The following is a 12,629-nucleotide window of genomic DNA, read 5'->3' as shown; positions in this document are numbered from 1 at the left end:
TTTGCATCACGCCAACTTGTTGGCCGTCCGAGTCGATCACTCTCACTTCCGGGATGCGGATCATTTCATTAACTCGGATGTCTGGCTTCCTCTTAGTTATTGCTTCACCTCCATGCTGGTTTTCGCTTAACTCGCTTCCCGCAAAGGCGGAAAGACTTGAATTATATACGATTAGTGTTCTTTCGCCAAGTGAAAAATTTGACTTCCCGAGTCGATTTGCCGCCGCTCTGGAGGCTACTTCCGCACCGGCAACGCCCGCGTCGCCACTTCCGCGCTCAACCGCTTGATCACTTCGTCCACCGCCATCGCCCCCAAATCGCCGCTGCCGTGGTGGCGCAGACTCACCTGCCCCGCCTCCACTTCCTTCGGCCCGATCACGAGCATATACGGGATCTTGGCAGTCTCCGCCTCGCGAATCTTGTAGCCCATCTTCTCGGAGCGGTCATCCAATTCGCCGCGCAACCCGGCCGCCTTCAGGCGCGCTTGCACATCGCGGGCAAAATCAAGCTGCTTGTCGGTGATCGGAATCACCTTGGCCTGCACCGGCGCGATCCACAGCGGGAAAAAGCCGCCGTAATGCTCGATCAGCACGCCCATAAAGCGTTCAAGCGAACCCAGCAGTGCCCGGTGCACCATATACGGCCGCTTGTACTGGCCGTCGGAATCGACGTAGGAGATATCGAACCGCTCCGGCAGGTTGAAGTCGAATTGCACGGTCGTACACTGCCATTCGCGGGCCATGGCATCGCGAATCTTGATATCGATCTTGGGGCCGTAAAACGCCCCGCCGCCGGCGTCCACATCGTACTTCATGTTTTTCTTCGCCAGCGCCTTGCGCAGCGTCCCCTCAGCCACTTGCCACAACTCCGGCGCGCCGATCGCCTTCTCCGGACGCGTCGACAGATAGATGTGGTAGTCGTGGAATCCAAACGCGCCCAGCAGCTCCTCGGTCAGATTCAGCACCCCGAGCACCTCATCCTCAAGCTGATCGGGCGTGCAGAAAATGTGGGCGTCATCCTGGGTGAATCCGCGCACGCGGAATAATCCGTGCAGCACGCCGCCGCGTTCGTAGCGATAGACCGTGCCGAGTTCCGCCCAGCGCAGCGGCAGCTCGCGGTACGAGTGCAGGTTCTGCTTGTACATCATGATGTGGAACGGGCAGTTCATCGGCTTGATCTGGTACTTCTCATTGTCCACCTCGATCGGCGAGTACATGCTTTCATTATAGAAGCCGGTGTGCCCCGAGGTCTCCCACAATTTCAGCCGCGCGATATGCGGTGACATCACCAGGTCGTACCCGTGCGCCAGATGCGTTTCCTTCCAGTAATTCTCGATCAGGTGCCGCATCAGCGCGCCCTTCGGCATCCACATCGGCAGCCCGCCGCCGGTCTCTTCCGTGATCGTAAACAGCCCGAGTTCCTTGCCGAGCTTGCGATGATCGCGTTTCTTCGCTTCCTCCAGCCGCTTGAGATACTCCTCCAGCATCGCCTTCTTCGGATACGACACGCCGTAAATCCGCTGCAGCATCTTGTTGCGCTCGTCACCGCGCCAGTACGCGCCCGCCACCGAGAGCAGCTTGAACGCCTTGATCCGGTTGGTCGAAGGCAGATGCGGGCCGCGGCACAGATCGATGAAATGATCGTGCTTATAATAGGAGATCGTGCCGTCCTGCAAACCGTCGATCAACTCGACCTTAAACGGCTCGTTATTCTCCTTGGCGCGGCGGATCGCTTCCTCGCGGCTCACTTCCTCCCGGAGGAATTTGTGGTCGCCGGCGACTATCTCACTCATGCGCTGCTCGATGCGCGCCAGGTCCTCGTCCGTGAAGGGCTTCGGCGCGTCGAAGTCGTAGTAGAAGCCTTCCTCGATCGGCGGTCCGATCGCCAGCCGCGTTCCGGGAAACAGATCCTGGACCGCCTCCGCCATTACGTGCGCCGATGAATGCCAGAAAACCCACTTCCCTTGCGGCGTATCAAACGTGTGAACGCGAAATTCACCGCCGCGCGGCAGGGGCCGGTTGAGATCGACAATCTCATCGTCGAGCGTTACCGCCAGCGCCTCGTCGGCCAGCCGCGGCGAGATCGACTTGGCAACATCGTACCCGGTCGTCCCGTCGGGAAAATCTTTGACGGTGCCGTCGGGAAATTTCAGTGCAATCGCCATTTGAACACAATCCTACAAAAATAGCCTCAGACCGAGGCATCAGCGACAATGGTGGGCGATACTGGAATTGAACCAGTGACCTCCTGCGTGTCATGCAGGCACTCTAGCCAACTGAGCTAATCGCCCACGGACGGGCAGATATCTTATGCCGCTAAGCCGTTCTTGTCAAGCGTTTTCGTCGCCCGGTGCGATCGCGAGATCGCAAGAATGGTACGCACGATGATGCCGACATCCGACCAAATTGTGCGCCGTTTTTGGTATGCCAGCGAAAGCGCAATCTTGTCCGGCAAGATCGTCTTTATGTAAACATCGACCGGGTCGGCAAACTTCGCCAGTATCTTTTCTTCGTGCCGGTATTTCAGAGAAGCAGGATCGGTAAGTCCCGGTTTGTACCTCAAGATCTCCCGCTGCGCCGCATCGTAGCCGGCGACAAATTCCGGCGTCTCGGGCCGCGGACCGACGATCGCCATCTGCCCGGCCGCCACGTTCAGCAACTGCGGCAACTCGTCGAGCTTCAGCCGCCGTAAAATCCGGCCGATCGGCGTGATCCGCGCATCGCGTGCCACCGTCAGCCCGACACCGCCGGCGTTGCGCCGCATCGTGCGAAACTTGATCAAGCCGAACTCCTCGCCCTCCCGCCCGACCCGGCGATGAACAAAAACGGGATTGCCGAAATCGAACAGCAGCAGCGCTAACACGATTAGCAACGTCAGCGGCAAAGTCACCAGCAGACCGAGCGTAGCCAGCGTCAGATCAAACAAGCGTTGCATCGGGACTAACGCGCCGACTTGCGCGCGAGGACCTGCTTGAAGCAGTCGGCGACGTACTTGATCTCGTCCTCGGTGATGTCGGCAAACAACGGCAGGGTGATGGCGCTCTTGTAGTGATTGTAGCTGTTCGGCAGATCGCGCGCGGTGTACCGGTAGTGCCGCTTGTAGTACGGGTGCAGGTACAGCGGAATGAAGTGTACCGATGTCCCGACTCCCCGCTGCTTGAGGTCTTCAATCACGCGGTTGCGCCGCGCTTCACCGCCCGACCGCAACTTGACGATGTAGAGGTGCCAGGCATGGACACCACCCGCGATTTCCCCGGGCAGGATCAATTCGGCAATCTCCCCCAGGTACTGGCTGTACCAGGCCGCTGCCTGCCGGCGCGCGGCCTGAATCTGTTCGAAGCGGCGCAACTGCTCGGAACCGAGTGCGGCGGCGATGTCGGTCAGGTTGTACTTGTAGCCCAGTTCCAGGATCTGGTACTTCCAGGAACCCATACCGGTGTAACGTCTCCACGCACCCCGCGACATGCCGTGCAGAGCCAGAATACGCAGGCGGTCGGCCGCCTTGGATGAATTCGTAGTAATCATCCCGCCTTCCCCGGTCGTCAGGTTCTTGGTTGAATAAAACGAGAAGCAGGTGAAGTCGCGCGTGGCGCCGATCATCGTTCCCTGCCAGCTCGTGCCGACCGCGTGGGCGGCGTCATGAATCACCGCCACCTTGTGCTCGCGCCGGATTCTCTCGATCCGCTGCAGGTCCATCGGCGCCCCCGCGATGTAGACGGGAACAATCGCCTTGGTGCGCTTGCCGATCGCGCGCGGGATTTGCTCGAGATCGATATTGAAGCTGTCCTTCTCGGTGTCGACGAACTTCACCCGCGCCCCGGTCTGGATTACCGTTTCGGTCGAGGCGACAAAGGTATACGGCGTTGTAATCACTTCATCACCCGCGCCGGCTCCGGCCGCGATGAGCGACAGATGCAGCGCCGCCGTGCACGAGTTGACGGCGACCGCGTGCTTGGCGCCGACGTACCGGGCGAATTCGTTCTCGAATTCGTGGGTGATCTTGCCGGTGGTCAGCCAGCCGGAACGCAGGACGTCCTCGACGCGCTTGACCTCGGCGTCGGTCAGCTTGAGGCGATAAAACGGAACGTGTGTAATCGGCATCTTGGTTCAAGTGCGCTTGCTCGGCGCGACGTTCGCGCCCGTCGGCAACGACGGCAAATTCGCGGACGACAGAATACGCCAGTCGCCGCTGCATGTAAAGCTAAAATCCGCGGGAAGATCGAGGCGCCTATGATGCCAGCGCCAACTGCATGAACGTGCTGCTGTGCGTGTATTCTTCGAGCAGCTTCTCGCAAAAGGCCTGCAGAATCTCTTCGGTGATTTCCAGTTCCGCCAGCACCTCGGCCTGGACAAAATCCCAACCGTCGATTTCCGGCAGACGCGGCACAAAAGCGCGCTTGGCCACATAGTTGGCGACGTGGATCGTCAGTGAATAACTGCGCGATTCCTGGTCGTCGTGGAAGGGGAAATGGTGAAATTCGATGGCGCGTTGAATCGGCTGCGGCAGCCGCCAGCTGGCAGCCAGCATCCGCCCCACCAGCGTATGCGCGTGCCCGACGGCGGCCATTTCCGCCTGGTAATCCGACACGCGGTTTTCCTTTAGGTACGCGGCAATCAACTTGTGCTCTTCCTGCAGGAAGCAGCAGGAAATCAGCTTGCCAATATCGTGCAGCAGTCCGGCCGAGAACGCAACCTCCGGGTCGATGCCGCGCGCCTGCCGCGTGTACCTGGCGACAATCCGGCCCGCCAGCGCCGTCGCCAGCGAGTGGCGCCAGTAGTTTTCCTGATACTCTGGATCGAGCTTGTGCGATTTGAACATGTCGAACACGGAGGATGACAGCACCAGCGACTTGATCGCTTCCAGCCCCAGCACCAGCACCGCCTGCTTGATGCCGGTGATCTCGCTGCGGGCGCCGTAAAACGCCGAATTCGAGAGCCGCAACACCTTGGCGCTCATCGCGGCATCTTCCGACATGATCGACGCGATCTCGTTCACCGAAGTCTTCGGGTTGTTGATGATCCGCGTGATTTGATTGAATACGACCGGCGGCGTGGGCAGATTCGTGATGCTCGACAGCCGGCGCCGCAGTTTTTCCTCGGGAGAAATCGTCTGTTCGGTCAACATGGCATCCTAATCCTTGATTGCCTGCACCAGGCGGTTAATGATCTCCGCAATCACCTGCGGGTCATTGTAACGCCCCTGTTCGATCATGGTGCGCGCGTGCGCGATTTTGTCGCTGCGGACCGGCGCCGTCTCGGCGGCCCGGCTGGGCACGTAGCTGTCGGCCGGCTGGGCCGGCGGCGTCACCGCGCCGGCAGGTTCTTCTGCGTTGGGTTTCTTCTTCGCCATGTCGGTGCCTAATGCCTGCAGCGACCAACGCTGCACGCGGTTGATATTCATGATCGCCGCCCCTCAATTCTTTTTATCGACATATTGCGGCGAAGATTGCGGGGTTGCTAAATAATCCGCCACCCGGCGTCCTTGTTGCAGTTGCAGCAGTTGTTCCTTGATCGCCTGATGGCGGGCGCTGGCAATTTCCTCGTTCTCCTGCACCAATTTCAACGTCTTGGAAATCAGCGTCGTAATCGAGTTCACCAGCCGCCGGACCTCCGGCGCCGATGCCGCCAGACTGAACAGCGATTGGTTCTCGGCCTTCAACTGGCTGACCGCCGTCTCCGACTCGTTGATCCGCTGCACGATGCGCTCGACCTCGCCATAAAGATCGACGATCTTCTGCTCTTTGTCGTATTTGATGTAGTCGCGCTGCTTGTCAATAATGATGAAGAGCGACTGGTAAAACGAGTATTCTTCTTTCAGTCCGGCAATCAGCCGGGCTTCCAGCTTGGTTACATCACTATATTCCATGCGAGCCTCAGATTTGTACCGAAACCACCTGCGGTGCGGCCGTACCCGGCGCGCTCTTGCCTTCGAATTCGCCTTGAAGCGCCCGGGAGTCGAGATTCTCCCAGCCCTCCTTCAAGGTTGTCATCACCTTGATCAGCCCTTCAAACAGCTCCTGCTTCTTGGTGGCGTTCAAGAGATAGAGCTGGTTGATTATGTACACGTAGAGATCCCCCAACCGTTCGGCGATCTCCCCGCCTTTCTCCATGTCGAGCGTCGTATAGAGGTGGAAGATCACCCGGTGCGCCTTCTCGATCAGGTCGGAGAAGCCGTTAATGTCCCCCGCTTCCAGCTTCTGGCGCGCGTCGACGAGATACTTGATGCCGCCCTTGTAGCACATCACGATCAGGTCCCGCTGACTGGCCCCGGACACCTGCGCCTTTTGATAGCTTGCGAGTTGCTTGTTCATCGATCGGCTACCCTTTACTGTTGTTGCTGGCGATTTGGCTGAAATTCTGGCCGATCTGATTGAGCTGCGCCGCCAGATAGCTGGACTGGCTGTTGAGCTGCCCCAGGGTCTCCTCCATCGCCAGGAACTTCTCCAGCAGTCGCTGCCGCTTCAGTTCCATCCGCTCGTTCATATCGGTAATGCGTTCTTTGATATCATCAATCTGGTTTTCCAGCGCCTTGGTGCGCCGCGCCAGAGTACCGTCTCCGCTCTTGGCGATCGAATCGGCAAAGTCCTGCATCACCGATCCGACGCCCCGGAAAAGCTTCACTTTGGCCTCCGCGCTACCGAGCAGGTCGGCCGTCTCCATGTTGACCAGCAGCTTCAATCCCTCGGTGGTCGCATTGCCTTCCTTGCCGGTCAGAATCTGGCCGGCGCCGGTCGCATCTTCCCCATTGATCTTTCCGGAGACGTCCTGGCCGGCGAACGACTGGCCCGCCGCCAGCCCGAGTGCCGTGTACGCGGAGTTGCCGGTGCCCGTCATGATGTCAACCTTGGAGCTCTTGCCGTACGTTCCTGACGTGAGAATCAAGTAACCGTTCGCACCGTTCTCGAAATAGCTGACCTCAATTCCCATCTTGCCGATTTTCTTGTCGGCGTTGATCTTCTGCTGCAGCTCATTCGCCAGCTCGTCGGCCGTCGTATAGGTCTTCTCAGTCAAAGCGATATTCTCCGAGACCATGCCGTCCACGCGCAACTGCAGATTCTTGTTGGCCGACATGATCGTCAGCGGCGTCGTGGCCGGATCGGCAATCGCGGCGCCTCGCAAGTAACCCTTCTTGGCGACTTGCGTGATTTCGACGTCATAACCGGTGTCCGTTGCCTTGGTCTTGGATCCCATCGCCAGAAACGAAATCTTGTCATTGCTGCTGGTGCCGGACGCGGCGAACAGCTTGCGCACGTCGTCGATGTTCTCCGTAATCGCCGTCTCCAGCTTCGTGCGGTCAACCACCGCCAGCTTGCCGGAGGTGCCCATGCGTATGCCGATCGCGGCCAGCATGTTATACTGCGATTCCAGCCCGGACACGCGCGAAGTGACCTTCCCCCGCAGCGAATTCTGCAGCATGCGCAGCGTGCCGTCGCCGAAAAGCACACCGGTCTTGTCGGTAGCCTTGGGATCAAATTCAAACTGCTGGTCGATCGCCCCGATCACATCGTTGAACTTCGTTATGAAGGAATCGACGGCGTCGATGATCCCGTCGGTGTCGCGCGCCACGGTGATATTGATCTTGTCGTCACCGGAAATCTTCTTCAGGTTCAAGGTCACGCCGGCGATCAGGTCCTTGACCGTGTTGGTCTCACTGGTGACGGTGATCGGCGATCCCCCGCCGTCGCTCGAGCCCAGCGTAATCTCGGCGTCCTGCGCCCGCTGCAGCAGCGGCGCAAACGTCTGGACGCGAAATGTGTCACCCGCGACCAGCGTGCCGGCGCCGAATTGCAGCTTCAGGCCGTCCGAACCGGTCCCGGTCAATTCGACTTCGGTGTCCGCCTGGCTGACGATGATCGAGCCGCTGTTGGTACCGTCGCTCCAGTTGATCGTGATATCGCCCGTGCCGACAGTCTGCGTGCCGTTGCCGGCCACGGTAAAGGTGTAAGTCTTGTTTTGGTTGCCGGAATAAGCGGCCGTCGTGCCCAACCGCGGCGTCGAAGTGGCCGCACCCGTGAAGGAGAGCTTCTCGACCTGGTCAAAAGACGAGGTGGTGAAATTCGGGGTTTTCGTCCCCGATAAGCTCGTGTTGACGACAATCTTGTTCTTGGCGCCGGTCTTGTCGGCGGACAACATCAGCCGGTAGGCGTTCGAGCTGCTGCCGTCGTTAATCACGGTTGCCGTGACGCCGATCTTGGCGTCGTTGATGGCGCGGCGGATGCCATCGAGACTGTTGTTGGTCGAATCGATGGTGATCGTCCGGGCCGAACCGTCCCCAACAGTGATCGTGATCGTGCCGGTGCCGAGATTCGCGGCTTCCGCCTCGCTGAATCCCTGCGACGCAATCTGGTGGTTTTGCGCCAGCGCGGTTACCGCCAGCGAATACGACCCGATCCCGGCATTCTCGCCGCCGACCGCGAGGAGATAATCCTCATTGGACACGTCGATCTTGGTGGCGCTGAAGGCCGCGGCGCGCCCGAGCGCGGCGGCCTGCGTCTGAAACGCCAACAGCCGCGTGTTGATCGCCTGATAGGTCGAAATCTGATTCGTCTTGAGGGCTTGATCGTATTCCAGCAGCGTGACATTCTGCTTGTCGAAGGTCAACAGCGCGTCGATGATCGAGGTGGTGTCCAGATTGGAATTCAGCCCCTGTATCGAGCCCGAAAGTCCGGCCATCGCTTCACTCCTTGGCTTCTGCCTGAATCATCAGGATGATCGGGAAGCGCTAACTTCCCGATCATCGGCGTTCCTAAGCTTGGGCGTCAAATATCTCTCCGAGCAATGATCGCATGTAGCGCTTGAGAGACAAAATGGCCTCCGGCGGAACCTGCCGGATCAGCTTCTCGGTGTCCGCTTCCATCACCTTGATCACTACTGAATTCGCCTTCTTGTCGATCGAGTACCGCAGCGAAATGTTGCGATGCTGGTACTCCAGATTGAACTCTTCAATCAGCTCTTCCAGTTTCGCGGTCAGGGTGTCATCCAGTTTGGCCGCCTGCGCGTCCGTTTCCGGATGGCGAGCGTCGACCGGCGGGCTGACCTGACTCGTCACTTTGTCGTCCATGTTCGGTGGCGGAGTCTCCGGAGACGTCGCCCGTACCGGAAGCAGGGCTTCCGCCAAACGTGCGTCAGTCGGACTCACATGAGAAACCATGCTCACCTCACATGAAGAACCGGCGGGAGGCCGGGAAGCGGCCTCCCGCGTGGTTGCTTAGTCAGCGGTTTACTGGAACAGCGACAGCACAACCTGCGGCAGCTGGTTGCCCTGCGCCAGCATCGCCGTACCCGCCTGCAACAGGATCTGGTTCTTCACGAAGTCGGACATGGCGGAGGCCATATCGGTATCGCGAATACCGGATTCGGAAGCGGTCAGGTTCTGCGCCGCGACGCGCAAGTTGCGCAGGTTGGATTCCAGCGTGTTCTTCTGGAACGAACCCAGCGTACCGCGCGCGTTCGACACTTCATCAATCGCCGCATCGATCACAGTCTGGGCATCCTGAGCGCCCTGCACCGTCTCGACGTTGATCTCGGCCAGGCTGGCAAACGCGTTGCCCGCCAGGTTGCGGCCGAGCGCCGAGGTCGTCATGCTGCGCAAACCGATGGAAGCGGTCTGGCCGACGTTACCGCCGATCTGGAAGACCAGCGATTGGTCGGTATTGGTGATCGATTCGGAGCCGCCCGTCGAGGTCAGGTCGTAGCGGATACGCAACGACTGCGTGCGGTCGGCGTTGTACACCGTGGCGTCCTTACCGGCCGTCACCGAGTACGCCGGACCGCCGTCAAGACGGACGTCGTACTTGGAGGCCTTGACATCGAGCAGCAGGTTGCCAACGTTAAGACCGTTGGAAGCCTTGTCGATGGTCAGGTCGATCGAGCCGCGACCGGCGGAGCCGGAAGCCTTGTTGTACAGGGTCGTATCGGTGGTCGCACCGTACTTCACCGAGGTGACAGCCGTGGTGTAACCATCGAAGGAAACGAGCGCGTCAGTACCGGAAACCGCCAATGTATCAGCGGTCAGGCCGAGCACGTTGAAAAGCCGCTCGGACTCGGTTCCAGTCGAATTATGCTTGATCTTGTAGTCGGAGCCTTCATCGTAGGTGAAGAACTTCAACTGGTCAGTGCCCTCAACGGCAATGTCCAGATCATTCGTGGTCGAGGTCTGACCGGTGCCGACCGAAACCGTACCGAACGCAGTGCGCGCGGCGGTCTGGATCGCAGTGGCCAGAGTTGACATCGAGCTGTAGGTGGCGGCGCCGACCGTCACATCAGCCGTCGTACCGTTGTTCTTCGCGGTGGTTACCGTGAAGTTCAGCACGTTCAAGCTGACGCCGCGGCTCGAGCGGCTCGAACCCATCGTCATGTAGTTCGAAGTCGCCGTGGTCGTGCCGGAGGTCAGCTTCAAGCTGTACTGGGCGCCCATGTTCACCGCGCGGAACTGGATACCGTTGCCGGTGCCCGACGTGGTCGTCGCGGCGGTTACCTTGCCGGCCAATGCGGCGTTATTGGCAATCGCCTGGTTCCACTTGGTGATGATCTGCGCGCGGGTATCGGTGGCCGCGATCGCAATCTGCAGCGTCTGGTCGCCGGTGACGGCCTCATTGTTCTCCTGGTAGTTGAGAACCATGGTATAGGTACCGGCCTGCGACGCGGTCGCCGCACTGAGTACGGAGGCGGAACTCATGATGGTGGCATACGCGGCGGTCGCGGCAATGGTCATCCCGTTGCCGAACGCGTCGGTAATCGCCATCGAGTTCGACAGCTTCTCGGCGCCTTCCGAGGCTTGCAGCACGTTAAGGTTGTGGATCTTCTCTTCCAGATTGTTCGGAGTGCCCGTACCCTGGAGCGAAAGACCCAGCGACGTGGTGTTGATGGTGGCCGACGAATCCGCGGTCTTGGTCGCGGTAATCGAATGGCTACCGGAGGTGAGGAAGCTCTTCAGGACGGTCAGGCCGGACGAGTTCGCGGTCGTAATGGTCGCGATATTGTCCTTGGTACCATCGAGCAGCTTCTTCGTGCCGAACTGCGTGTTGGCCGCGATGCGGTCGATCGTCTTGATCGCGTTTTCGATTTCGGCCTGGTCCGCGGCCAACTGGTTGGCGTCATTGAAGCCTTCGTTGGCGGCGTGAATGGCCAATTCGCGCATCGAAACCAACAGCGAGTTGATTTCGTTCAGCGAGCCCTCGGCGGTCTGAATCATGTTGATCGAACCTTCCGAGTTCTGAATGGCGCGCGAGAGCCCGGCGATCTGGGCGCGGAACTGCTCCGAAATGACCAGTCCGGCCGGATCATCCGACGCCCGGTTAATGCGATAACCCGATGACAGCTTCTCCATCACTTGACTGATGGAGCGGGTAGTCATGGCAAGGTTACGCTGCGCGTCGAGTGCAGCAATGTTGTGGTTAATGCGTAACGACATTACACCATCCTCCTTGAATGTCCCTGTCGGATTCCGTTTCCGACATTTCGACTGACTGCTCGCTACGTTCAGCCACTTCCGATGTCTGCCAAGGTCTGAGCAACTTCGACCTTCTAACCTTTCACTTCCCCGCGGTTAGTCGGGGAAAAGTGCCTCGTTCCTCCCACCTTTTCCGCAAACGTGCGTCGGGTCTGTTACACCCATCTGTACCGTAAGATTATCGGCGTCAAATGGTTGTTGCTTTAAGCCTATCCTCCTCTTTTCGAGTTCTCAGCTAATGATGTCGGCGGCTATAATCACTAACTTAAGCGCTTCGTCTACTGATTTGTCGATGCTGCTGGGGGAGTGCCACAAAGCGCCTGCTGTCGTTCAGGTTAGCCTCCCGCGCGATTTCGCCCAGACTAATCTCGTCGGCACCGTTGGTCGCCAGGGTAGTCGGTAATTCAGATGGTTATGGGAATGATTGATGGCTTGGACTCAAGCCTGACTGTAAGCTATTGCTTTATTGGAAGATACCTCGGTCGAGCTAATCTCCTCGCTCGCCCGCTTCACAGCGGCAACCACTTGCTCCAGTTGCCCTTGCGTCATCGCCGGAAACAACGGCAAGGCAATCGATGCCGTCATCGCACGGTAGGCATTCGGACAGCAGGTACGCTTGAGACCGTACTTTTCGCGGAAATACTTCAACGTGTGTACGGCGTGTGTTCCGGGTCGAGTCGCGATTCCCTGTTCCGCAAGCTTCACCATTATCCGATTGCGCCGCGCTTCCGCCTCGGACGGATCGCCGCCTTCCTCGCCGTTCGGTACGACGCGCAAGACGTACGATTGATACGTGTGGCAGAATCCCGTTGGCTCCGCCGGCGCGATCAGATGCGGCTCGCCACCCAGTTGCGCCTTGTAGTAAGCAGCGATTTCGCGACGGCGCTCAATAATTGCCGTCAGCTTGCGCATCTGCGCGACGCCGACCGCCGCCTGCAAATCGGTCAGCCGATAGTTATAGCCGAGTTCATCGAAATCCCCCAGATCAAACGGCTGCTTCTTTCCCGGAACCGGATCGATCACAACACCGTGCGACCGCCACGACCGCAACCGCCGCTCGTCGTTCGGATCGTTGCCGACAATCATTCCCCCTTCGCCGGTCGTGATCGACTTGCGTGGGTGAAACGAAAAGCACCCCACGCGGCCGAACGTGCCGCTTGGCCGACCCTGAACTGTCGC

General features: G+C 59.3%; 11 protein-coding genes and 1 tRNA gene. All 12 read right to left on the bottom strand.

The genetic code is table 11. The features are described from left to right. Positions 1-234: 234 nt before the first annotated feature. Positions 235-2,163 carry a threonine--tRNA ligase gene (gene thrS / locus IT585_12670; GenBank protein ID MCC6964099.1) on the bottom strand — a complete coding sequence of 643 codons (1,929 nt, stop codon included), beginning with the start codon at positions 2,161-2,163 and terminating at the stop codon, positions 235-237. Positions 2,164-2,212: 49 nt separating this feature from the next. Next, positions 2,213-2,289 (bottom strand) — tRNA-Val (locus tag IT585_12665). A gap of 17 nt (positions 2,290-2,306) precedes the next feature. Further along, positions 2,307-2,933, bottom strand: coding sequence for a sugar transferase (locus IT585_12660; GenBank protein MCC6964098.1), 627 nt, complete (start codon positions 2,931-2,933; stop codon positions 2,307-2,309). A 5-nt stretch (positions 2,934-2,938) separates the two neighbouring features. Continuing rightward, positions 2,939-4,099, bottom strand: a complete 1,161-nt coding sequence (locus IT585_12655) for a DegT/DnrJ/EryC1/StrS family aminotransferase (protein ID MCC6964097.1) — start codon at positions 4,097-4,099, stop codon at positions 2,939-2,941. A gap of 127 nt (positions 4,100-4,226) precedes the next feature. Further along, a complete protein-coding gene (locus IT585_12650; protein MCC6964096.1) occupies positions 4,227-5,123 on the bottom strand; it encodes an HDOD domain-containing protein in 897 nt (298 codons plus the stop codon). A gap of 6 nt (positions 5,124-5,129) precedes the next feature. After that, complete coding sequence (locus IT585_12645; GenBank protein ID MCC6964095.1) at positions 5,130-5,399, bottom strand: hypothetical protein; 270 nt, start codon at positions 5,397-5,399, stop codon at positions 5,130-5,132. A gap of 12 nt (positions 5,400-5,411) precedes the next feature. Beyond that, a complete protein-coding gene (locus tag IT585_12640) occupies positions 5,412-5,864 on the bottom strand; it encodes a hypothetical protein (GenBank protein MCC6964094.1) in 453 nt (150 codons plus the stop codon). A gap of 7 nt (positions 5,865-5,871) precedes the next feature. After that, positions 5,872-6,309, bottom strand: coding sequence for a flagellar export chaperone FliS (gene fliS, locus IT585_12635; protein MCC6964093.1), 438 nt, complete (start codon positions 6,307-6,309; stop codon positions 5,872-5,874). 7 nt (positions 6,310-6,316) lie between these two features. Continuing rightward, positions 6,317-8,671 (bottom strand): flagellar filament capping protein FliD, encoded by a 2,355-nt coding sequence (gene fliD, locus IT585_12630; protein ID MCC6964092.1) that lies wholly within the window; start codon positions 8,669-8,671, stop codon positions 6,317-6,319. Between the two features lie 73 nt (positions 8,672-8,744). Beyond that, positions 8,745-9,059, bottom strand: a complete 315-nt coding sequence (locus tag IT585_12625; GenBank protein MCC6964091.1) for a flagellar protein FlaG — start codon at positions 9,057-9,059, stop codon at positions 8,745-8,747. 159 nt (positions 9,060-9,218) lie between these two features. Continuing rightward, positions 9,219-11,411 (bottom strand): hypothetical protein, encoded by a 2,193-nt coding sequence (locus IT585_12620; GenBank protein MCC6964090.1) that lies wholly within the window; start codon positions 11,409-11,411, stop codon positions 9,219-9,221. Positions 11,412-11,888: 477 nt separating this feature from the next. Next, the coding region (locus IT585_12615; GenBank protein MCC6964089.1) for a DegT/DnrJ/EryC1/StrS family aminotransferase at positions 11,889-12,629 on the bottom strand (741 nt) is incomplete at its 5' end.

The organism is Candidatus Zixiibacteriota bacterium, assembly GCA_020853795.1.
In the GTDB taxonomy this organism is placed as follows: Bacteria; Zixibacteria; MSB-5A5; order CAIYYT01; family CAIYYT01; genus JADJGC01.
Note: the sequence above shows the minus strand (reverse complement) of the source record. Positions and strands in the feature narration are given on the sequence as shown.